Here is a 21942-nt window from a genome sequence, read left to right as displayed (position 1 = left end):
TGCGTCCGGGGGCCGCGCCCGGACCGTCCGCGGCTCACACCGCCAGCGCCGCGACGACGATCAGTTCGACGGTCGCGGGCACGGGCACGCCCGTGGAGTCGATCACGAGGTGGTAGAGCCGCGGATCGGCCGGGTCGGCCCCGTAGAAGTGCTTCACGTAGGCCGTCCGGGCGCGGTCATTGTCATCGAGCATACGCTCAACATCACGGTCGGGTGTCCCGGTCCGCGCGGCTCGTCCCGGCTCGGGGGGCATCTCGGCGGCCGCGCGTGCCAGCCGCCGCTCCCGCGGGCCGTCCAGCCGGACGTGCAGCGCGCCCTCGTACCCGGCCAGGACCACCGCGGCGGCCCGGCCGAGCAGCACTCCCCCGCCGCGCTCGGCCGTCCGGGTGATGACGCTCTCGGTGTGCTCCACGAACTCCTCGGGCAGCGGGACCGCGCGTTCGGGGAAGTAGACGTCCATGCCGAGCGCGACCGTGGGCAGCCGCGCGGCCCCGGCGAGGATCCGGCCGATGCCGCTCTCGGCCCGGTCGTCGTGGGCGAGCGCCTCCTCCAGCGTGCAGCCGATCTCACCGGCGACCAGCTCGGGGATGGCGCGGTCGACGAAGGGCAGCCCGAGGCGCCCGGCCACCGCCGGGCCGACGACCGGCCCACCGGCCCCGAACGCGGCCGAGATGGTCACCACGCGCGCGCTCACATCCGCACCATGCCCGTTCCGCGGAAGTCCGGAACTGGGCTGAGCCGGTCAGGACAGGTCAAAGCGGCCTGTAACCGGTCAGAGCAGCACGCGACCGGTCAGAACAGGGCCGCCTGGAGGGAGCGGCGGGCCTTGGCGACACGTGGGTCGTCCGGCGGAAGAAGCTCGAACAGCGACAGCAGGTGCTTGCGCGCGGCGTCGCGGTCGTCGCCCGCGCTGCCGCGCACCGCGGTCAGCAGCCGGTCGAACGCCTGCTCCATCTGGCCCGACACCATCTCCACGTCGGCCGCGCTGATCTGCGCCTGGACGTCGCCGGGCTTCGCGCCGGCCTCCCGGATGGCGCCCTCGGCGTCCAGCGACCGCACCCGCAGGCTGAGCCCCACCAGCGCGAGCCCCTGCTTGGCCTGGGCGTCGCGCGGGTCGGCGGCGAGGACGTCCTCGAACGCCGCCTTGGCGCCGTCCAGGTCGCCGCGCTGCAGGGCCTCCTCGGCCCGCTGGTACACCGGGTCGACGGCGGGCGCCCCCGCCTCGTCGGCGACGGGCTGCTCGCCCTCGGGGGCGTCCGGCAGGATGCCCTCCTTGCGCAGCGCCTCGAAGAGCTGGTCGATGGCCTGGCGCACCTGCGGCTCGGGCGCGGCGCCGTTCAGGAACGGCAGCAGCTGCCCGGCGACGACGGCCGCCACGAACGGGATGCCGCGCACGCCCATCTGCTGCATGTACGCGCCGAGCTGCGGGTTGGCGTCGATGTCGACCTTGGCCAGCACCCATTTGCCGGCCGCCTCGGTGGCGAGCTTCTCCAGGATCGGCCCGAGCTGCTTGCACGGACCGCACCACTCGGCCCAGAAGTCCACCAGGACGGGGACGGACTGCGACCGCTCCACGACCTCGGTGTTGAACGTCTCGTCCGTGACGTCCACGACGTACTGGCCGGCGGGCGCGCCCGCGGACGCGTCGCCGCCCTGGGGCCGGCGTTCCTGCTGCTTCCTGGCGGCCGACTGGCGCGCCCCCAGATCGATGGCCCCGTGCAACGAAAAGTCCCGAGAAGGCATGGGTCCATCCTGCCTCATGAGCGCGTGTGGCCGCGCGTCCGTACGCTCCCAGCGGAGCGTGGCGCCCGCACCGGACGTCCGGCACGTCCCGATTCTACGTACAGTTCGGCAATTGCCCGCCTTTTCGAATTCTCACCTAGGGCGCGGCGGGCAAAGAATCCAGGCGTCCTGCCGTAAAGGCAAAAAGATTGCTGGCAGCCATCACCAAGCCCGGTTATAGTCACGATGTCGATGCATCGCGGCACGGCAAAAGCGACCGCCGCGCCGGAACCGCCCGACGGCGGCCCGGCCGGGGCGGGCACCGCGTGGCAGGGTTGGGGGACCGAGGCCACCGGCGCACCCGGTCACCGGGGTCGCCGCCCGCCGCCGCGACCGCATGACGAGCAATGGGGGGAAACTTGTGATCGCGGATCATTCCGTGATCGTGGCCCGAGGAATGGGTGTCCGCCGCGGGGGGCGGTGGCTCCTGCGCCCGGTGACCTTCGGCGTGCCCGAAGGCGTGGTCGGCCTGGCCGGTCCACCTGGTGCCGGTAAATCCACTCTGCTGGCCACGTTCGCGACCTTGCGCAGGCCGAATGCCGGCGCGCTGCACGTTCTCGGGCACGACGTCGCGCACACCAGCGGCGTGCGGGCCGCGCGCGCCCGGATCGGCTACCTGCCGGCGCGGTTCTCCCGGGCGGAGCACATGACGGCCGGGGAGTTCGTCGAGTACGCGGCGTACTACAAGCGGACGAGCGCGTCCGCCGCGCGCGCCATGGTGCGGCGGCTCGACCTCGCCGAGGCCGCCGGCACCGAGCTGGCGCTGCTGCCGCCCGACGTCCGGCTGCGGGCCGGGCTCGCCGCCGCGTGCGTCCACGAGCCCGACGTGCTGTTCCTGGACGACCCGTTCGGCGAGCTGTGCGCCGCCGCCGAGCCGTGGCCCACCGGCGCCGACGGCCCCGGGCACCAGGTGCTCACCTCCGCCATGACGGAGCTGATCCCCGTGCTGCGCACCCTCGCCCCTGCGGTGATGGTCACGGCCGACGCCACCGGGACGCTCACCGGATGGTGCGACCGCCTCCTCACGCTCGCCCGGGGCAGGCTGACCGAGCAGCCCACCCGGTCCGCCACCGCTCGCCGCGGCCGCACCGCCGCCGACCGCCGCGGCGCCGACCCGGCGGAACCGGCGCCCGCGCCCGTGCCCCCGAAGCGCCGGCCCGCGCGGCTGACGCTGCCGCAGATGACGCTGCCCAGTGTGCCGCTGCCGCAGATGACGAGGCCGCGGGCGAGGCGGCCGCCCGCCGGGAGCGCCACCGGTGTCTGACCTGGGACGGGTGCTCCGGCTGGACGCCCGTCGCACGGCACTGCTGGTCGCGGTGCCGGTCCTCACCTCGGTCGGGACGGCGGCGGCCATGCTGTCGCTGTGCCCGTCGGTCGCCTACTGGGACAACACCGTCGTGGCGCTGGTCAACGCGGTCCGCTTCCTGGGTCCCGTCGCCGCGGGCCTGGCCGCGTGGACTGCGGTACGGGAACGTCCGCTCGACTATCTGCGCGACCTCACCGCGCGCTCGCCCGCCACCGGTGTCCTGTTCGACCTGCTGTTGCTGTCCGCCGCCGCGCTGGTGTCCTACATCGCGGTCACGGTCGTGGTCGTCGCCGTCACCCTGTTCCAAGGCCAGTCGGGGCATCCCCACCCGATGGGCGTCGTCGCCGGTGCGGGCTCGCTCGTCCTGCACGTCGTCGCGGGTTATCTGGCGGGACGCGTCGTCCCCCACCGCGCCACAGCCGCCCTGGTCCTCGCCGCGACGTCGCTGTGGGCCGCGCTGCGCGTCCCCGGCATGTCGTGGTGGAGCCTTCTTCCCCCGGCGGCGTTCGACCACATCGCCCTGTTCACCACCCTGCGCCCCCAGGTGCTCATCGACCAGGTCACCTGGACGGCCGGGCTGACCACCGCGCTGATCCTCGGCTACGTGATGTGGGCGACCCGGCGGTTCCTGCTCGTCCTCCCGCTGGTGGTGGCGCTGGGAGCGACGGTCACCGCCACGCTCGGCCTGCACGGATCCGGCAGGACGGTCACGCCCGTCCCGGCGGCGCCGGTCTGCCGGGAATGGCCGCTGACCGTGTGCGTCCACCCCGCCCTGCGAGACGCGCTGCCCCGGCTGATGGCGGCGGCCACTCCCCTCGCCGCGCGCCTCAACGACACGCCCGGCGCGTTCACGAGGGTGGAGCAGCGCCCGGCGGGCACGCCCGTCTCGGTGAAGAACGGCGTCGCCACCGTCCATCTCGATGAGGAACTCTCGCCCGGGTACGCGGCGCGCGCCGTCCGGCAGATCAGCAGAAGCCTCAGGGACGCCCGGGCCTGCGCGGCCCCACCGAACGGCTACCGCGCACTGGTCGACGCATGGCTTCTCGGCGACGCACCTCCCGCCATCGCCGACACTCGCGCGGCACGGCGGTTCGCGTCCTGGAGCGAGGCCCGGCGGCGCGCCTGGCTACGGCTCAACTTCACCGGCTACCGGGCCTGCGCGCTCGGCCCCGCCGACTTCCGGACGGCCAAGGCCCACGGCCCGGCAAAGCACTCGAAGCATGTGGGAAGCGCGGCGAAAAAGGACTCGAACGTCACCACCAGGCGAAAGCCCCTCAGACACGCTGATTGAGCCTTTTCATCCTCTGCGTGGCCGCGGCGGACCCCCAGCCGGCCGCGACCACGCAGAAGCTCATCGGCGTCAGCGCGCGGCTGACGCGGCGCCCGTTGCGGGCGTGTTCGCGGGCCTGGTCCAGTAGCGCTCCACGAGGAACGGGGCGACCGGCAGCACCGCCGCGCCCAGCGCCAGCACCGTGCGCTTGCCGTCCCAGCGGAGTGCCTCGCGAACGAGGAAGACCATCCCGACATAGGCCATGAACAGGACTCCGTGAATCGGGCCCATCAGCTGTACGCCCACTTCCGCGTCCGCCCCGTACTTCAGCGGCATCGCGACCAGGAGCAGCAGCAGGAAAGAGGCCGCCTCGGCGATGGAGACAAGGCGGAAAGCACGAATCATGTCCACACCGGTCCCAACGCACCGGCCCCCGCCTGGGGTTTCGTCCCGCGCTATGGCTTCGCTCACATCGACCTAACCGGCCCGCCAGGTACGGGAGGGTCCTACCGGGAATGTCCCGTACATGGCTCGCCCGGAACCGAAGAACGACGCGCCCCGCAAGTCGCCCCCCGTCCGGTCCCGCGTTTCCCGGCGCGGGCTGATCACCCCGGTCCTGCTCATCGTCGCGACCATCGCGGTCGTGCTGGTGGCCCAGCAGGCGCTGCGCGGCCTCCCCGGATGGCTGAACCCGTTCGGCGTGGAGACGAAGGACCGCAGCGGGCCCGTCCTGCTGAAGTCGATCCGCGACCTGCACCGCTACGAGGCGGCGAGCGGCAACTTCCAGGTCATCGTGGATCTGGAGAAGGACGCCAAGTTCCTGCCGGGGTCGCTGCGCGGCAAGCGCACCCTGTTCGTCGGGAACGGCTCCGTCGACGCCTACGTGGACTTCTCGAAGCTCGGCTCGGGCGCCGTCAAGGTGAACGCGGACCGGACGTCCGCCACCATCACGCTGCCGCCCGCCCAGCTGGAGAAGACCAACCTCGACCCGAAGCACAGCTACGTCTACGCCACCGAACGCGGCCTGCTCGACCGCTTCGGCGACTTCTTCAGCAGCAACCCCGGCAACCAGCAGCAGCTCTACGTCCTGGCGTCCCAGAAGATCCAGACGGCGGCCGTCCAGAGCGGCCTGAAGGAGCGAGCCGACGCCAACACCAAGACGATGCTGGAGAACATGCTCAAGGCCCTGGGCTTCACAACGGTAACCATCACCCCCGCCGCCCAGTAATACGCACCGACCCCAGCCACCGCCGCAACCCCGCAACAACCTCAACAGTCGCGATCGCGTCCGAAGGCAGTTTTCGAGCGAAGCAAGAAACCTGATCGCGCACCAAGCCCCCAGAGCGAGCCGGAGCGATGCAGCGATCGCACGGGGTCCGATCGGTTGCGAGCCCTAGGCGAGGGTTCGGGTCGGAACCCGAATGAGCAGCGCGTCTCCCTGGCCGCCGCCGCCGCAGAGGCCGGCGGCGCCGACGCCGCCGCCGCGCCGGTTCAGCTCGTAGGCCAGGTGCAGGGCGATGCGGGCGCCCGACATGCCGACCGGGTGGCCGAGCGCGATGGCGCCGCCGTTGACGTTGACCTTGTCGGGGCCGACGCCGAGGTCGCGCATCGACTGGATGCCGACGGAGGCGAACGCCTCGTTGATCTCGATGAGGTCCAGGTCGTCCACGCTCAGGCCCTCCTTGCCGAGGGCGTGCTTGATCGCGTTGGACGGCTGGGACTGCAGCGAGTTGTCCGGGCCGGCGACGTTGCCGTGCGCGCCGATCTCGGCGAGCCACGTCAGCCCGAGTTCCTCGGCCTTGGCCTTGGACATGACCACGACCGCCGCGGCCCCGTCGGAGATCTGCGAGGACGAGCCGGCGGTGATCGTGCCCTCCTTGCTGAACGCGGGACGCAGCTTGGCGAGCGACTCGGCGGTGGTGTCGCCGCGCACCCCCTCGTCGCCGGAGAACACGATCGGCTCACCACGACGCTGTGTTCCACCCCCATGGCCACGCCCCGCCGCCCCCGATGGGATCTCGACCGGCGCGATCTCGTCGTCGAACACGCCGTTCTTGATGGCCTCCGCGGCGCGCTGGTGGGAGCGGGCGGAGAACTCGTCCTGCTCCTCGCGGGAGATGTTCAGCTTCGCGTTGTGCATCTCGGTCGACTCGCCCATGGCGATGCCGTCGAACGCGTCGGTCAGCGCGTCGTAGGCCATGTGGTCGAGGACCTCGATGGAGCCGTACTTGTAGCCGCCGCGCGACTTGGGCAGCAGGTGCGGGGCCTGAGTCATCGACTCCATGCCGCCCGCCACGACGATGTCGAACTCGCCGGCCCTGATGAGCTGGTCGGCGAGCGCGATCGCGTCCAGGCCGGACAGGCAGACCTTGTTGATCGTGACCGACGGGACGCTCATCGGGATGCCCGCCTTGACGGCCGCCTGCCGGGACGGGATCTGCCCCGCGCCCGCCTGCAGCACCTGGCCGAGGATGACGTACTGCACCTGGTCGCCGGACACCCCGGCGCGCTCCAGCGCCGCCTTGACCGCGTGCGCTCCGAGGTCGGCCGCGGAGAAGTCCTTCAGCGAGCCCATCAGGCGCCCGACGGGAGTGCGCGCTCCGGCGACGATCACGGAAGTGGCGGTCATGAGGGGGCCTCCAGGGTGGTGCTGCGGCGACGTTTGCCACCATACCCAGGAGAACCGGGTTCGGTTCCGTTCGCCCCCGCCTGGCCGCCCGAGTAGGGAGAAAGCCCATGCTGACCCGTATCGACCACATCGGCATCGCCTGTCATGACCTGGAGGCCACCGTCGAGTTCTACAAGGCGACCTATGGCTTCACCGACGCGCATTTCGAGGTGAACGAGGAGCAGGGCGTCCGGGAGTGCATGCTCAAGATCAACGAGACGGGCGACGGGGCGGCGAGCTATCTGCAGCTGATCGAGCCGATCCGGGACGACTCGGCGGTCGCGAAGTGGCTGGCGAAGAACGGCGAGGGCGTGCACCACATCGCCTTCGGGACGGACGGGACCGTCGCGGACGAGGCGGCCGGCATCGCGGGCAAGGGCGTCCGGGTCCTGTACGACGCGCCGCGCAACGGGTCCATGGGATCCTTGATCAACTTTTTGCATCCCAAGGACTGTCACGGCGTCCTGACCGAGCTCGTGCAGAAGCGCTGACGGACGCGCATGATCTTCTGGAGGCGCCGCCACAGGGGCGCGATCGGATCGTGACGTGTTCGATATCACCGCCGCGGACGACGGGGTACTGACCGCCGCTGTGTGACCGTTCCGCCACATCTGGTGCATTTGTGGTGCCCGCACCTGGGCGGCGACCGACCCGGAGGTCAGGTACATAAAAAGGACAAAACACGCAGCGCGTCAAGATGAGCCCCCAACACGGCAGTGTCCGGAGTACGCTTCAGTCGCCGGAAGAGGTCTGGGGCACTGCGCCCGTCATGTCAGGCGATCAACCGGTCCCCGGAACTACCCGTAGCCCCGTCACATCAGGATTGAGCCACATGCAGTCCGACATCGACGCCCAGCTCAGCAACTTCTTTGAAGACACGCCCCCGCGCGAATTCGACGTGGTGCTTCGCGGCTACGACCGGCACCAGGTCGACGAGCACATCAAAACGCTCGACAACGAGGTCCGGCAGACCCGCGAGCAGACACAGGCCATGCAGCGAGAGCTGTCGGACGCCCACCGTCAGCTGCAGGAGCAGGAACGTCCCACCTACTCCGGTCTCGGCGCGCGCATCGAGCAACTGCTCAGGCTCGCCGAGGAGCAGGCCACCGAGCTCGTGCAGGCGGCGCGCTCCGAGGCGAACGAGATCAAGGCCGCGGCCAAGGTCGACGCCGCCGAGCAGCGCGCCACCGCCGAGAACGACGCCGCCGAACTGCGTGCGAACGCCCAGCGCGAGGGCGACGACATGCGCGGCGCGGCCGAACGCGAGGCCGAGGAGGTGCGCACCTCCGCCCGGCGCGAGGCCGACGAGCTGACCTCCACCACCGAGCGCGAGGTCGCCAAACTGCGCGCCACCGCCGACCACGAGGTCGCCGAGAAGCGCGCCGGCGCCGAGCGCGAGATCGCCAAGTTGCGGACCACGACCGAGCGCGAGGTCGCGCAGCTGCGCGCGTCCACCAAGCGCGAGCGGGACGAGATCCTCACGACGGCCAAGCGGCAGGCCGACGAGATGCGGGCCCAGGCCCAGCGCATCCTGGAGGAGAGCGAGGCCCAGCGCGCCCAGGCCGAGGCCGAGTTCGAGATCCAGCTGGCCGCCCGCCGCGAGGAGGCCGACCGGCAGGACGCCGAGCGGCACTCCAACGCCCAGGCCGCCACGCAGAAGCTCGTCGCCGAGGCCGAGCAGCGCGCCGCGTCCGCGGAGCAGCGCGCCGCCAAGGCCACCCAGCAGGCCGAGCAGACCCGGCGCGAGGCCGACTCGCACGCCAAGCAGCTCATGGCCAACGCCCGCAAGAACTCCGACAACGTGATCGCCGAGGCCAAGGCGCAGGCCGAGCAGCTGCTCGCCGAGACCAAGGCCGAGTCCGACCGCGTCCGGACGGCGGCGCAGCGGCAGGTCGACGAGCTCACCCGCCAGCGCGACAGCATCACCAGCCACCTCAACCAGCTGCGTCAGCTGATCGGCGGTGTCGCGCCGAACCTGGGCGGCGACGCCGAGCTGGCCGCGCCCCCGGAGAAGGCCGCGATCCCGGCGGCCGAGCCCAAGGCGGCCCCGGCGCAGCAGGCCGAGCAGCCCCGGCAGCAGCAGCCGGCCGCCAAGGCCGCGTCCGCCAAGCAGGGCGCCCCGACGGGCAAGTCCGACGAGGACGACGAGGACTGGTGGCAGGAGTGACCGTCATCTGACAACGGTCCGAACGTGACGGAAAGCCTGGAGGCAGCGGAAACGCCTCTGGGCTTTCCGTCGTCTCACCCTGTAGCGCGGCCCGCGCCCAGGTCCGCGACGCGGCGTGCGTACACACGGCAGGATGGAAGAGGAGAGCGGCGTGTCCGACGAGACCTCCCGAGAGGACGGGCCGGAGGCGGTACCCGCCGAGGGGCGGCCCGCGACCGGCCGTACGGTCCCCGCTCCCACCCCACCGGCCGACGCCGGCTCGGCGGACCCGTCCCCCGAGCCGTCCGGGGACGCCGACGGCGACGACGACGCGTCCGGACGAACGCCGGCGGACGAATCGGAGCAACCGGACGAGGAGGCCACCGCTCCCAGTGGTGCGCTGAAGCCCGAGGAGATCGACGAGCCGTCCGGGGAGCGCGACCCGGCCACCGGCACGCCCGTCAACCTCCCGGCGCCGATACCGGCGGCCGAGCAGGCGCCGCCCGCCGACTCGGATGCGCCCGACCCGGCGCACGATGTGGAGCAGCGCAGGCGCGAGGCCGGCGTCGACCACCTGTTCCCGTTCGGACGGCCCGGTCAGCCGCTCGGCCGCGCCCACCCGTTCGTGTTCGGGTTCACCGCCGCGCTCGGCGTCATCACCGCCTGGCTGCTGGTGCGGGCCGCGTCGAACGCCAAGTCCGTGATCGTGATGATCGTGGTGGCGCTGTTCCTCGCGGTCGGCCTGAACCCGGCGGTGGAGCGGCTCCGCAAGGTCGGTTTCCCGCGCGGCGCGGCGGTCGCGACGGTGTTCCTCGTCGTGATCCTTTTCTTCGCGGGCTTCGTCGCCTCCCTCGTTCAGCCGATCACCGAGCAGGTCACCGAGCTGCGCAAGAGCATCCCCGAGTACGTCCAGCAGTTGCAGAACAACCAGACGCTGGCCGAGTGGGACAAGCGCTACGGGCTGCTGGACCGCGCCGAGAAGGCCGTCAACAGCCCGGACTTCCAGAACAGCCTCACCGACACCGCCACCGGCATCGGCAAGGTCGCGATAAGCGGCGCCTTCCAGACGATCACGATCCTGATCCTGACGCTGTACTTCCTCAGCTCGCTGCCGCAGATCAAGACGTTCTTCTACAAGCTCGCACCGCGCTCCCGCAGAGCGCGCGTCGCCCTGCTGGGCGACGAGATCCTCGACCGGATCGGTGGGTACGTCGCCGGGCAGTTCACGATCGCGTTCATCGCGGGCGTCACCTCGTACATCTTCCTGTCGATCCTCCAGGTGAAGTACGCCCTGGCGCTGTCGCTGATCGTCGCGGTGACCGCCCTGATCCCGCTCGTCGGCGCGACGATCGGCGCGGTCGTCGTGGCCCTGGTCGCGTTCCTGACCGGGACCACCACGGACCTCATCGCCTGTGTGATCTTCTATCTGGTCTACCAGCAGGTGGAGAACTACGTGGTGTATCCGCGCGTCATGAAGCGGACGGTGGACGTGCAGCCGGCGGTGACGATCGTGGCGGCGCTGGTCGGCGCGGCGCTGCTCGGCGTGGTCGGGGCGCTGCTGGCGATCCCGACGGCGGCGGCGATCTCGCTGCTGATCCGCGAGGTCGTCATGCCCCGGCAAGAGGTGATCTAGCTCAGCGGCTCGTGCGGGCCAGGGCGGCGGTGAACTCCGCCACGGCCTGGTTGAACAGATCCGGCTGCTCCACCGCGCACAGGTGCCCGGCGCGCGGCATGACCAGCAGTTCCGCGTTGGGAAGCGCGTCGGACATGGCGCGGGCCTCGTCCTCGGTGGCCAGCGCGTCCTCGTCCCCGATCATGACGAGGGCGGGCACCCGCAGGCCGCGGAGCGTGTCGAACGCCTCCGCGCGTCCGGCCATGGCACGCTGCGCCCACGCGGCGGCGCGCGGCGGGGTGGACTGCACGAGGCCGCGGACGCGCCCGTAGACGAGGGCGCGCCGGCGCAACGTGGTCGGCCCGAGGAGGCCGGGCAGCACCTCGTCCACCAGGACCTGGGTGGTGCCGTCGCTTTCGAGGCGCCCCGCCTGCCGCAGCCGGTTCTCCCGGACGGGTTCGGCGTCGGCGGCGGCGCGGGTGGCGGCCAGCACCAGGCCGAGGACGAGGTCGGGGTGACGCCGGCACAGCGCCATCGCCACGTAGCCGCCCATGGACAGCCCGCCGACGACGGCCCGCCGGACGCCGAGGCGCCGGAACATGCGGGCGACGTCGTCGGCCATCGCGTCGATCGACGGCTCGTCGTCGCCGAGTACGGAACCGCCGAAGCCGCGCAGGTCGGGGGTGATGACGCGGAACCGGTTCGCGAGGCCCTCCCGCTGGCCGAGCCACATCGCCGAGGAGAGCGGGAAGGCGTGCAGCAGGACGAGTGGCGTGCCGGTTCCGACATCCCTGGCGTACAGCTGCACGGTCATGGGCGGTCCCTCCGGGCGGCGTCCCGGTCGGGCGCCGTGAACGCGATCGCTAAGCCATCGTTACCCGCTATCGGGTCGTACGTGACGAGAGTGGCCGCGATCGGCCGCATGAGGTTATTCGTCCAATTCGTCCCATTCAGTGGGGAGCGGGGCCGCCGCCGGAGCGACCCGCTTGACGATCTCGTTCAGGACGATCCGGACATACGGCTCGCCCACCCAGAGATGCTTGGCGTTGTCCACCGCGACCACCTCGGCCTGCGGGACCCGCTTGAACCGCTCCCGCGCCTCCGCCGGACGCAGATAGTCGTCGAACTCCGGGACCAGCGCCACGACGGGCCGCCCGTCGGCGCCCCAGGCGTCCAGGTCCGCGTCGCCCGCGCGCCTCAGCGGCGGGGACAGCAGGATCGCGCCCTCGACAAGCGGGTCACGTCCCCACTTCAGCGCCAGCTCGGTGCCGAACGACCAGCCGAGCAGCCACGGGCGCGGCAGATCGTGGTACTCGGAGTACTCCAGCGCCGCGGCCACGTCGAAACGCTCGGTCTCCCCCTCGCCGAACTCCCCCTGGCTCGTGCCGCGCGCCGACGTCGTCCCGCGCGTGTTGAACCGCAGCACGGCGACCCCGGCGAGCGCCGGCAGCCGGTAGGACGCCTTGCGCAGGACGTGGCTGTCCATCATGCCCTCGGCGGTGGGCAGCGGATGCAGGCACACCAGCGTCGCCACCGGCGGGCCCCCGGCGGGCAGCGCCAGCTCGCCGACCAGCTCCAGCCCGTCCGAGGTGTGCAGCGTGATCTCCTCGCGCCGCGCCGGCAGCACCGTGGCCGCCCTGATCTCCGCCATGAGTCTCCTTAGTAACGAGGCGCGTCACGCGAACGCATGACGCGGGGCGAACGCTTGCCCCGAGCCTGCCAGCAGGGGCGATGCCAGTGCCGGCGGTCCTCGCCGCCCCGGTCGTCCGCCCGCCAGGCGACGACGTGCGCGACGCCCCCCGGGATCTCCTGGTCGCACCCCGGGCACCGGTACGCCTTGGTCGCGGCGGCCCCGGAGACCGCCCGGACGATCCATTCGCCGTCCGGGCCCTCCTCGGTCTCCTGAGCCCACGCTCCGCCGCCGCCCCGCGAGGGACGTCCAGACAGTGCACGGCGATTCTTCCGGGGGCTCATGACGTCGAGGATATTTCAGCGGAGCGGGCTTCCCGCGGTCACGTGTTCGGTGAGGAGAGGGGTGGGGGCCAGGGCCGGGTCGCGGGTCTCGGCGTGCAGGGCCCGCAGGACGGTGACCGCGCGGTCCAGGCCGAGCCGGTCGAGGTCGGCGATCGGGCCGGTCGGGTAGCCGCAGCCGAGCGTCATCGCGGCGTCGATCGAGTCGGCGTCGGCGTATCCGGCGCCGAGCATCGCCGCGGCGTCGTTCAGGTACGGGAAGCGCAGGGCGTCCACGATGAAGCCGGCGCGGTCGCGGCAGCGCACGGCGGTGAGGCCGAGGCGTCCGGCGAGGGCCGCGGCCCGGTCGGCGATCCCCGGGTCGGTGGCGACCGTGGCGGCGACCTCGGCGAGCGTCCCGGCCGGGTCCGGCAGGTGCAGGCCGACGACGTCGGCGGGACGGCCGGTGGCCATCGCCTGCTCGATCACCGGGCCGGACACCGACGTCACGGCCAGCACCGTCCCGGGCTTGGCGGCCTGGGCGGCGGCGGACAGCAGCGCCCGCCCGGCCTCGGCGTCCTCCGCGGCCTCGACGATCAGGTCGCAGTCGGCGAAACGGGCGGCGGAGTCGCGGACCTCGGCGCCCGCACGGTCGCACAGCGCGGCGATCGCGTCCGCGAGGGGACCGACGCCGACGATGCCCACGACCGGCTTCGGGCCGCCGGCGGCCTCCGCCCCGGGTTCGGCGCCGGACTCGCCGTAGGTGTAGAAGCCGCGGCCCGTCTTGCGGCCGAGGAGCCCGGCGGTGACGAGCTCGCGCAGCAGCGGGGAGGCGGCGTGGCGCCGGTCGCGCGACTCGGCGTAGATCGCTTCGAGCACCTCCAGGCAGGTGTCGAGGCCGATCAGGTCCATGAGGGTGAACGGGCCCATCGGCAGGCCCGCGCCGGCCTTCATCGCGGTGTCGATGTCGTCGCGGGTCGCGTGCCCGGACTCCAGCATCGCCGCGGCCTGGTTCAGGTATCCGAACAGCAGCCGGTTCGCGACGAACCCGGCGCGGTCCCCGATCGTCACCGGGGTCTTGCCGAGGCCCTCCACCAGCCCGGCGACGCGGGACACGGCGTCGGGCTCGGTCAGGACGGTCGCGATGACCTCGACGAGCTTCATCACGGGCGCCGGGTTGAAGAAGTGCACGCCGACGATCTTGGTGGGGCGTCCGGTGGTGACCGCGATGTCGGTGACCGACAGCGACGAGGTGTTGGTGGCGAGGACGGCGTCGTCCCGGCACACCCGGTCGAGTTCGGCGAAGACCTTGCGCTTCAGGTCGAGCCGCTCCGGGACGGCCTCGATGACGAGGTCGCAGTCGCCGAGGTCGGCGAAGTCGGTCGACAGCGCGACCCGGCCGAGGATCTCGCGCTGCGCGTCCTCGGTGAGCCTCCCGCGCTTGACGGCCCGTCCGGTCGAGCCCTCCAGATGCCCGCGCCCGCGTTCCAGCGCGTCCTGGTTCACCTCGATGCCGACGACGGCGAGGCCGCCGCGCGCCAGCACCTCGGCGATGCCCGCGCCCATCGTGCCCAGTCCGACGACTCCGACTCTGCTGAACGAACCACCAGTCATGACGGCAGTCTCCCAAAGCGCTCGCGTGCGCACGAGGGCGGGTACGACGGGGACGTGCGCCTCGGAATCTTCCTCCTCGCCACCCGCTTCCCCGACCGTCCTCCAGCCCCCACCCACCACCATTCAAACGACGAGCTCCGCCCGGACGACCGTCCTCCAGCCCCCACCCACCACCAACCAAAGGACGAGCTCCGCCCGGTCTGCCAGGATGACGCCGCCGCGTTGTCGCGGACCGTTGAGGCCGCCGTCGCCGCCGAACGGGCCGGGTTCGACGACGTGTGGCTGGCCGAGCACCACTTCATGTCGTACGGGGTCGTCCCGTCGGCGACCGTCCTCGCCGGGCACATCCTGGCCCGCACCGGCCGCGTCCATGTCGGGACGGCGGTCAGCGTGCTGTCCAGCCGGCACCCGGTGGCGCTGGGCGAGGAGGCGGCGATGCTGTCGCTGCTGTCCGGCGGCCGTTTCCGCCTGGGGGTCGGACGCGGCGGGCCGTGGCGTGACCTGGAGGTGTTCGGCACCGGCCTCCCCCGCTATGAGGAAGGCTTCGCCGAATCCTTGGACCTTCTTCTGTCTTGGCTGCACTCAGACCGCGTCGCATGGTCCGGGGAGCAGTTCCGCTTCCGTGAGGTGCCGGTCGTCCCGCGCGCGCTTGTCCCGCCGCCGGTGACCGTCGCCTGCACGTCCCCGGCCACCGAGACGCTGGCGGCGGAGCGCGATCTGCCGATGCTGCTGGGGATGCATGTAGGCCCGGACGAGAAGGCCGCCGCAGTGGCCCGTCACGGTCTGCCTGACGCCCCGCACATCTCCACTCACGTGGCCCAGGTCGCCGACACACGAGAAGAAGCCGTCAGAACCCTCATGGACGAGATGCCGCGCTGGCTGGGCCCAGGCCTGGAGGGATATGTGCCCGTCGACGACCGTCCGCGGCCGTCCCGCGACCCCGTCGCCTACACGCGCCTCATGTGCGACCTGCATCCGGTCGGCTCACCGGACGACTGCGTGGAGTCTCTCGTGACCACCGTCGAACGCACGGGAATCCGGCACCTGATCCTGCTGGTCGAAGCCGCCGGCTCCCGCGCCGCCACGCTGGAGAACATCGCCCGGCTGGGCACCGACGTTCTCCCGAAGGTCCGCGCCGCCACACGTTGACTCGCGCCGTGCCGCCCTGATGAGGCCGCGCTCAGGGCGACACGCCGCGAGTCAGCGAATCGGTCAGCAGTCGCGGAGTTCGGGGGACTGGTTGAGGATCTGTTCTCTGGCCGTCACGAACGTCCGGTAGGCGTTCGACTCGCCGGTCGGGAAGACGGCCACGCGGTGGCAGTTCTGGAAGGCGAGCTTGACGCCGAAGTAGCGTTCCAGGGCGTCGCGCATGGCGTCGCTCGCGAGGACGCGGAGCAGCTGACCGCGGGCCTGCTCGTCCGGCGGGGGCGTCAGGTTGTCGGCGAAGTCGCCGCCGTCCACCTGCAGCCGCGCCACCAGCCCGCTGATCATGTCCCACGCGTACGGGAGGGACGTTCTGATGCACTCGACGAACGCCGCGTCGCCGACCTCGCCCTGTTGCGCCGTCTCCAGGAGTTCCGGGGTCACGTCAAGAGACATGCGGGGGTCCTTTCGCCAGACGGAGGATGACTCCCACACGCGACGCTAATCACGACGCCCGGAGAATTCCAGGCTTGACAAAGATTTTCATTCCGCTACGTGGCCGCCCCCGGCCGGGCGGCCGGCCGGGGTCGGGTCAACGCGCGGGTTCCGCGCCGTGCCCGGGCGACCGCCGGACCGGACGGGCGACGGCCCGCTCGGCGCGGTCCGCCCAGAACTCGCGGGCCCGGCGCGCCAGCCGGCCGGCGTGCACGGCCCGGGCCTCCGCCCGCAGCTCACGGGCCCGCTCCCGCATGATCGACTGCATGATGTCGTGGTGGAACACGGCCCCTCCTCCTGGATGCCGGGCCATCGAACCGGGCCCGACATCCAAAGGCTCGCCCTAAGGCGTCCGCCGCCACATCGGCACGACGCCTTAGATCCGCGGGGACACCGCCTTAGCCGCGGACGGCCGCGGGTCCGGGCGTCCGCTCCGGCTCCGGCAGGGCCGTGCCCTCCAGGTCAACGTGCGGGACGACCCGGTCGAGGCGGCGGGGGAACCACCACGCGGCGCGGCCGAGCAGCGCCATGACGGCGGGGACGAGGCCCATCCGGACGACGAAGGCGTCCACGGCGACGCCGACGGCGAGCGCGAAGCCGATCGGCTGGACGATCGGGTCGTCCCCGATCACGAACCCGCCGAACACCGCGATCATGATGAGGGCGGCGGCGGTGACGACACGCGCGCCGTCGGTGAAGCCGGTGACGACGGCGGCGCGGGGCGCGGCGCCCCTGGCGTGTTCCTCGCGCATCCGCGACACCAGGAAGACCTGGTAGTCCATCGCGAGGCCGAACAGCACGCTGATCAGCAGAATCGGCAGGAAGCCGACCACCGGCCCCACCTTCGGCACCCCGACGGCGCCGGCCAGCCAGCCCCACTGGTAGACGGCGACGACGGCGCCCAGGGACGCCCCGACGCTCAGCAGGAACCCGGCGACGGCCTTGAGCGGCACCAGCACGGACCGGAACGCCAGCGTCAGCAGCAGCATCGAGATGACGGTGATCACGGCGAGGAACGGCGGGAGGGCGTCGCGGAGCTTCCGGGAGACGTCGATGTTCGCGGCGGTGGTGCCGGTGACGGCGATGCCCGGCTCGTCCCGTATCGCCTCGACCAGGTTCTCGGTGGCCCGCGTGTCCGGGCCGTGCTCGGGGATGACGGGCACGGCGGCCGTCCGCCCGTCGGCGGAGGCGTCCGGCGGCAGGACGGCCGCGACGCCGGGCAGGGCGGAGATGCGCGCGGCCGCCCGCCGCGCGGCGTCCGGCCCGCCGTTCACCACGGCGATCAGCGGGCCGTTGAAGCCGGGTCCGAACCCCTCGGTGGTCAGGTCGTAGGCGTGGCGGGCGCCGGTGCCCTCGGCGTAGGAGCCGCCGCCGGGCAGGCCGAGCCGCAGGTCCTGCACGGGGACGGCCATGATCCCGGTGACCGCGAGGCCGGCCAGCAGGACCGGCAGGGGCCTGCGGACGACGAGCCGTGCCCACCGCGCGCCGAACCCCGTCCCGTCCCGTGGGCCCCCGCGCAGTCCGGGCACCCGGACCCGGGTGACGGCGCCGCCCGCGAAGCCGAGCAGCGCGGGCAGCAGAGTGATCGCGGCGAACACCGCGACGATCACCGCGCTCGCCGCCGACAGGCCCATGACGGTGAGGAACGGGACGCCCGCGACGGCGAGCCCGGCCAGTGCCACCACGACCGTGGCGCCCGCGAACACCACCGCGCCGCCCGCCGTGCCCGTCGCGTGCGCGGCGGCGTCCTCGTGGCCGGCCCCGGCGGCGAGGTTCTGCCGGTAGCGCGACAGCACGAACAGCGCGTAGTCGATCCCGACGGCCATGCCGATCATGAGGGCGAGCACCGGGGCGGTGGAGATGATCTCCAGCGGGCCGGTGAGCGCGTACAGCCCGGCCATCCCGATGCCGACCCCGGCGAGCGCGCTGAGCAGCGGCAGCCCGGCGGCGACCAGCGACCCGAAGGTGATCAGCAGCACGACGACGGCGACGCCGACACCGATGATCTCGCCGCCGCCGACCTCGACGGGCGGTGCGAAGGCGTCCCCGCCGAACTCGACCCTCAGCCCGGCGTCCCGGGCCGGCGCCGCCGCGTCGCGCACTCCGTCGCGCGGCGCCTCCTCCAGTTCGCCGGCCGGACGGTCGAACACGACCTGGACGAGCGCGATCCGCCCGTCGGGTGAGACGGCCCGCGCGGCGAACGGGTCCACGGCCCGCGCGACACGGGGCACCCGGCCGATCGCCTGGACGGCCGGACGCACGTCCCGCGGTTCGATGCGCTCCCCCGGCGGCGCGGCGAGGACGACCCGTCCGGACGCGTCGGCGTACTCGGGCAGGCTCCCGGCGATGCGGTCGAGCGTCGCCTGTGCCTCGGTCCCCGGGACGCGGAACTCCTCACTGGTTTGACCCGCGAAGACGGCGGCCGCGCCGCCGAGCGCGCCGAGCAGCGCCAGCCAGATCGCCAGGACCGCGACGCGGCGCCGGTAGGCGAGCCGTCCCAGCCGGTGCAGCAGATTCGTCATCGTCGTCCCCCCTCGATAGCTGTGCGCCCTCCCCGCCGTGCGGGCGCACCGGGACGACTGTACGATCGACTGAGTCACTCGAACAAGTCGAGCGACAAGGTGACGTCGGTCACCGCCTCGCGACCTCGGTATCCTTGGGCGGCATGGCCCACGTCCCCGCCGCGGAACGGCGTCCCCAGCTCGTCGAGGCCGCCATCGACCTGATGGCGCGCAAGGGCGTCGAGGCCGGCAGCACCCGGGCCATCGCGGCCGAACTCGGCGTCGCGCAGGCCACCGTCCACTACACGTTCGGCACCAAGCGCGACCTGTACGGCGCGGTCATCGAGCAGCTCGCCGCCGAGATGATCGACCGGGTCTGCACAGCCGCGCCCGACGAGGCCGCGCCCGGCGCGGAAGGGTTCGCCGAGTCGGTGCGGATCATGGCCTGGGCGCTCTGGGACACCTACGCCGAGCGTCCCGGCCGCTATGCCCTCTACAACGAGCTCACCACCTACGGCCTCCGGGACCCCGACATCCGCGAGGCGCTGCGCAAGCACCAGCACGCCATGGAGCGCACCGCCGCCGACCTCGTCACCGGGCTCGCCGAGCAGACCGGCGTCGCCCTCGCCACCGGCGCCGAGGCGCTCGGCCGGTTCTTCCTCAACGCCTTCGACGGCCTCGCCATGCGGCACCTCATCGTCGGCGACGACGCCTACCGCGCCGACCTCGACCGCCTGATCGCCGCCGTCGTCGCCCTCGCCGTCCACGGCTGATCCGGCCCGCGCGCCCGGCGGCGCCGCTAAAGTTGGGCGGCGTGCGTCTCGTTATCGCCCGGTGCAGTGTCGACTACGCCGGCAAGCTCACCGCCCACCTGCCGATGGCCCCCCGCCTGATCCTGATCAAGGCGGACGGGAGCGTCAGCGTCCACGCCGACGACCGCGCCTACAAGCCCCTCAACTGGATGAACCCGCCCTGCTCGCTGCGCGAGGAGAGCTACGAGGAGAACGGCGCCGTCGCCCGCTGGACGATCACGCACGGCAAGTCCGGTGAGCGGCTCATCCTCACGATCGAGGAGATCCTGCACGACACCAGCCACGAACTCGGCGTGGACCCCGGCCTGCAGAAGGACGGCGTGGAGGCGCATCTCCAGGAACTGCTCGCCGAGCACATCACCACGCTCGGGGACGGATGGTCGCTGATCCGCCGGGAGTTCCCCACCGCGATCGGCCCCGTCGACATCCTCTGCCGGGACGAGGGCAGCGCCACCGTCGCCATCGAGATCAAGCGGCGCGGCGAGATCGACGGCGTCGAGCAGCTCACCCGCTACCTGGAGCTGCTCAACCGCGACCCGCACCTCGCGCCCGTCCGCGGCGTGTTCGCCGCCCAGGAGATCAGGCCGCAGGCCCGCGTCCTCGCCACCGACCGCGGCATCGACTGCGTCACCCTCGACTACGACGCGCTCCGCGGCATCGAACACGAGGGCACCCTGTTCTGACCGGTCCTCCCGCGATGCCGGTGCGGACGGGCATCATTGCGGCATGACCTTTCAAGCCGGCGGCAGCTTCGACATCGACGCCTGGGACGCCGACAAGCCCTATGACGAGCGGGGCGGCACCAGGCTGACCCGGGTCGGCGTCCGCAAGACGTTCCACGGCGACCTCGTCGGGACGAGCACGTCCGAACTGATCACGGTGGAGTCCGCGGCCGGGCCCGTCGCCTACGTGGGGATCGAGCACGTCCAGGGCATCCTGCACGGACGCGAGGGCACCTTCGTCCTGCAGCACAGCGCGGGCAGCGAGGACGGGACGCCCGGTACCCAGTGGCTGCGGTGGCTGATCGTCCCCACGTCCGGCACCGGCGAGCTCACGGGCATCCGCGGCGTCGGCCAGATCACCGTCACCGAGGACGGCGCCCACACCTGGGCCCTGGAGTACTCCCTGGACTGAGCGTCCCGCGGGCGGCCGGTAATGTGCAGGCATGTCCCCGGTCAGCACCGACGCGACGCGCGAGCGGATCATCGACGCCGCCGAGGAGTGCTTCGGCCGTTTCGGCGTGGACAAGACCACGGTCGAGGACATCGCGGCCGCGGCGAAGCTGTCCCGGGCGACGGTGTACCGCAGCGTCACCGGCGGGCGGGACGAGCTGATCCTGGCCGTGGTGGTCCGCGACCTGCGCCGGTTCCTGGACCGGCTCGCCGAGCGGCTGCGCCGGGAGCGGTCGGTGCCGGAGGCGATCGTCGAGGGCACGCTGGACGCGGTCGAGTACGTCCGCAGCGAGCCGACCATCGCGCACTTCCTCGTGCCGGAGGCGGCGGGCCACATGCAGGCGGCGGTGGCCGGTGCGGCCGAGCACGTCCTCGCGCTGTGCTGCGACTACGTGCGGCCCTACTTCGAGCAGGCGCAGCGGCAGCGGACGCTCAGGGCCGACATCGACGTGGAGGGGACGGTGGAGTTCCTCTTCCGCATCATCACCTCGCTGATCGTCATGGACCGGGACCGGGACGCCGACGGGCTGCGCCGCTTCCTGCGCACCTATGTCGTTCCGGTGATCGCGGCACCGTGACTCCGGCGAGAAGGTAGCTTCGAAGACTGGACGGGGCGCCGGCGGAACGGTGTGGCGAGAGGGGCCGAGGCGATGGAGGGGACTGCGCACGGGACGCGGGGGGGTGCGGCCGTCCGGCCGAGCCCGGTATTCCTCGCGATCGTGGGGGCGACGGTCCTGTGCGGCCTGATCGCCTGGCGGTACGGGGAGGATCCGGCCAAGCCCGCGCGGCTCGCGCTGTTCGGGTTCGTGCTGGCGGCGTGGATGCTGTCGCTGTGCCTGCACGAGTTCGGGCACGCGTACATGGCCTACCGGTCGGGCGACCGCAGTGTGGTCTCCAAGGGCTACCTCACGCTGAACCCGCTGAAGTACTCCGACATCACGCTCAGCTTCCTGATCCCCGTGGTGTTCATCGTGCTCGGCGGCATCGGGCTGCCCGGCGGCGCCGTCTGGATCGAGCGGCACCGGATCCCGGGCAGGCTGCGGCACAGCCTGATCTCGGCGGCTGGCCCGCTGTCCAACGCGCTGTTCGCGATCATGCTGGCGGTGCTTTACAAGAACTTCGCCCACCAGGATCACGGCGTGTTCTGGCTGGGTGTGGCGTTCCTGGCGTTCCTGCAGGTCACGGCCGCGGTCCTGAACCTGCTGCCGATCCCCGGGCTGGACGGCTTCGGGATCATCGAGCCGTATCTGCCGCGCCGGTGGGTGGACAAGGTCGCCCCCTACGGCGGGTACGCCTTCCTCATCCTGATCGCCCTGCTGTGGCTGGGGCCGATCAACGGGGCCTTCTTCGACGTGATCTTCAACATCACGGGCGCGCTGGGGCTGGAGGAGTTCCCGATCCAGTTCGGGCACTCGCTCTTCCAGTGGTGGGAGAACTGACGTCCCGAGCCGGGGTGCCGCCCCGGGGCATA

Annotated in this window: 23 protein-coding genes; 12 read left to right on the top strand and 11 right to left on the bottom strand. The window is 72.2% G+C overall.

Translation table 11 applies throughout. The annotated features are described in order from the left end of the window. Positions 1-34: 34 nt before the first annotated feature. Both ACTWPP_RS02410 and ACTWPP_RS02405 read right to left on the bottom strand, forming a co-directional pair. A complete protein-coding gene (locus ACTWPP_RS02410) occupies positions 35-694 on the bottom strand; it encodes an AAA family ATPase (protein ID WP_443102369.1) in 660 nt (219 codons plus the stop codon). Positions 695-792: 98 nt separating this feature from the next. Beyond that, entirely contained in the window at positions 793-1743 is a 951-nt protein-coding gene (locus ACTWPP_RS02405; protein WP_443102368.1) for a tetratricopeptide repeat protein, read from the bottom strand. 475 nt (positions 1744-2218) lie between these two features. Between ACTWPP_RS02405 and ACTWPP_RS02400 the strand changes: the two genes are divergently transcribed. Then, the gene (locus tag ACTWPP_RS02400; protein WP_443102367.1) at positions 2219-3046 is read left to right on the top strand and encodes an ATP-binding cassette domain-containing protein; all 828 of its coding nucleotides are present in this window, start codon (positions 2219-2221) and stop codon (positions 3044-3046) included. Next, positions 3039-4379, top strand: a complete 1341-nt coding sequence (locus ACTWPP_RS02395; RefSeq protein ID WP_443102366.1) for a hypothetical protein — start codon at positions 3039-3041, stop codon at positions 4377-4379. Before ACTWPP_RS02400 ends, ACTWPP_RS02395 begins: the two co-directional genes overlap by 8 nt. A 69-nt stretch (positions 4380-4448) precedes the next feature. Here ACTWPP_RS02395 and ACTWPP_RS02390 read toward each other — a convergent pair whose 3' ends face one another. Next, the gene (locus tag ACTWPP_RS02390; RefSeq protein ID WP_443102365.1) at positions 4449-4763 is read right to left on the bottom strand and encodes a DUF3817 domain-containing protein; all 315 of its coding nucleotides are present in this window, start codon (positions 4761-4763) and stop codon (positions 4449-4451) included. A 121-nt stretch (positions 4764-4884) separates the two neighbouring features. Here ACTWPP_RS02390 and ACTWPP_RS02385 point away from each other — a divergent pair, with 121 nt between their 5' ends. Continuing rightward, positions 4885-5586 (top strand): DUF4230 domain-containing protein, encoded by a 702-nt coding sequence (locus ACTWPP_RS02385; RefSeq protein WP_443102364.1) that lies wholly within the window; start codon positions 4885-4887, stop codon positions 5584-5586. Between the two features lie 165 nt (positions 5587-5751). Here the strand turns inward: ACTWPP_RS02385 and ACTWPP_RS02380 are convergent, their stop codons facing one another. Then, on the bottom strand, positions 5752-6987 hold the full coding sequence (locus ACTWPP_RS02380; RefSeq protein WP_443102363.1) for an acetyl-CoA C-acetyltransferase: 1236 nt from the start codon (positions 6985-6987) through the stop codon (positions 5752-5754). 107 nt (positions 6988-7094) lie between these two features. Here ACTWPP_RS02380 and mce point away from each other — a divergent pair, with 107 nt between their 5' ends. The 3 genes from mce (at position 7095) to ACTWPP_RS02365 (ending at position 10805) form a co-directional block, all read left to right on the top strand. Further along, complete coding sequence (mce, locus tag ACTWPP_RS02375) at positions 7095-7517, top strand: methylmalonyl-CoA epimerase (RefSeq protein ID WP_443102362.1); 423 nt, start codon at positions 7095-7097, stop codon at positions 7515-7517. A 341-nt stretch (positions 7518-7858) separates the two neighbouring features. Continuing rightward, complete coding sequence (locus ACTWPP_RS02370) at positions 7859-9193, top strand: DivIVA domain-containing protein (protein ID WP_443102361.1); 1335 nt, start codon at positions 7859-7861, stop codon at positions 9191-9193. A gap of 151 nt (positions 9194-9344) precedes the next feature. Further along, positions 9345-10805 (top strand): AI-2E family transporter, encoded by a 1461-nt coding sequence (locus ACTWPP_RS02365; protein ID WP_443102360.1) that lies wholly within the window; start codon positions 9345-9347, stop codon positions 10803-10805. A 1-nt stretch (position 10806) separates the two neighbouring features. Here ACTWPP_RS02365 and ACTWPP_RS02360 read toward each other — a convergent pair whose 3' ends face one another. From ACTWPP_RS02360 to ACTWPP_RS02345, 4 genes are all read right to left on the bottom strand, one after another. Beyond that, on the bottom strand, positions 10807-11598 hold the full coding sequence (locus tag ACTWPP_RS02360; RefSeq protein ID WP_443102358.1) for an alpha/beta fold hydrolase: 792 nt from the start codon (positions 11596-11598) through the stop codon (positions 10807-10809). Positions 11599-11712: 114 nt separating this feature from the next. Continuing rightward, entirely contained in the window at positions 11713-12435 is a 723-nt protein-coding gene (locus ACTWPP_RS02355) for an alpha/beta hydrolase (protein ID WP_443102357.1), read from the bottom strand. A gap of 8 nt (positions 12436-12443) precedes the next feature. Beyond that, positions 12444-12758: an ATP/GTP-binding protein gene (locus ACTWPP_RS02350; RefSeq protein WP_443102356.1), complete on the bottom strand. Its 315-nt coding sequence runs from the start codon at positions 12756-12758 to the stop codon at positions 12444-12446. Between the two features lie 15 nt (positions 12759-12773). Then, entirely contained in the window at positions 12774-14348 is a 1575-nt protein-coding gene (locus ACTWPP_RS02345) for a 3-hydroxyacyl-CoA dehydrogenase family protein (protein WP_443102354.1), read from the bottom strand. A 54-nt stretch (positions 14349-14402) separates the two neighbouring features. Here ACTWPP_RS02345 and ACTWPP_RS02340 point away from each other — a divergent pair, with 54 nt between their 5' ends. Beyond that, on the top strand, positions 14403-15497 hold the full coding sequence (locus ACTWPP_RS02340) for an LLM class flavin-dependent oxidoreductase (protein ID WP_443102353.1): 1095 nt from the start codon (positions 14403-14405) through the stop codon (positions 15495-15497). A 63-nt stretch (positions 15498-15560) separates the two neighbouring features. Here the strand turns inward: ACTWPP_RS02340 and ACTWPP_RS02335 are convergent, their stop codons facing one another. The 3 genes from ACTWPP_RS02335 to ACTWPP_RS02325 form a co-directional block, all read right to left on the bottom strand. Then, positions 15561-15947, bottom strand: a complete 387-nt coding sequence (locus ACTWPP_RS02335) for an SCO5389 family protein (protein ID WP_443102352.1) — start codon at positions 15945-15947, stop codon at positions 15561-15563. 136 nt (positions 15948-16083) lie between these two features. Continuing rightward, positions 16084-16272: a hypothetical protein gene (locus ACTWPP_RS02330; RefSeq protein ID WP_443102351.1), complete on the bottom strand. Its 189-nt coding sequence runs from the start codon at positions 16270-16272 to the stop codon at positions 16084-16086. Between the two features lie 112 nt (positions 16273-16384). Then, positions 16385-18508 carry an MMPL family transporter gene (locus ACTWPP_RS02325; RefSeq protein WP_443102350.1) on the bottom strand — a complete coding sequence of 708 codons (2124 nt, stop codon included), beginning with the start codon at positions 18506-18508 and terminating at the stop codon, positions 16385-16387. A 143-nt stretch (positions 18509-18651) separates the two neighbouring features. On the opposite strand from ACTWPP_RS02325, the gene ACTWPP_RS02320 reads away from it, so the two are divergent. The 5 genes from ACTWPP_RS02320 (at position 18652) to ACTWPP_RS02300 (ending at position 21910) form a co-directional block, all read left to right on the top strand. Further along, complete coding sequence (locus tag ACTWPP_RS02320; protein ID WP_443102349.1) at positions 18652-19260, top strand: TetR/AcrR family transcriptional regulator; 609 nt, start codon at positions 18652-18654, stop codon at positions 19258-19260. Between the two features lie 41 nt (positions 19261-19301). Beyond that, complete coding sequence (gene nucS, locus ACTWPP_RS02315; RefSeq protein ID WP_443102348.1) at positions 19302-19982, top strand: endonuclease NucS; 681 nt, start codon at positions 19302-19304, stop codon at positions 19980-19982. A gap of 43 nt (positions 19983-20025) precedes the next feature. Beyond that, positions 20026-20433, top strand: coding sequence for a DUF3224 domain-containing protein (locus ACTWPP_RS02310; protein WP_443102347.1), 408 nt, complete (start codon positions 20026-20028; stop codon positions 20431-20433). Positions 20434-20464: 31 nt separating this feature from the next. Next, positions 20465-21049, top strand: a complete 585-nt coding sequence (locus ACTWPP_RS02305) for a TetR/AcrR family transcriptional regulator (protein ID WP_443102346.1) — start codon at positions 20465-20467, stop codon at positions 21047-21049. A 72-nt stretch (positions 21050-21121) separates the two neighbouring features. Next, on the top strand, positions 21122-21910 hold the full coding sequence (locus tag ACTWPP_RS02300) for a site-2 protease family protein (RefSeq protein WP_443102345.1): 789 nt from the start codon (positions 21122-21124) through the stop codon (positions 21908-21910). Positions 21911-21942 lie beyond the last annotated feature (32 nt).

Origin of the sequence: Actinomadura sp. 3N407, assembly GCF_052245875.1 — a bacterium.
In the GTDB taxonomy this organism is placed as follows: domain Bacteria; phylum Actinomycetota; class Actinomycetes; order Streptosporangiales; family Streptosporangiaceae; genus Spirillospora.
This window is presented reverse-complemented; position numbering and strand designations above follow the sequence as displayed.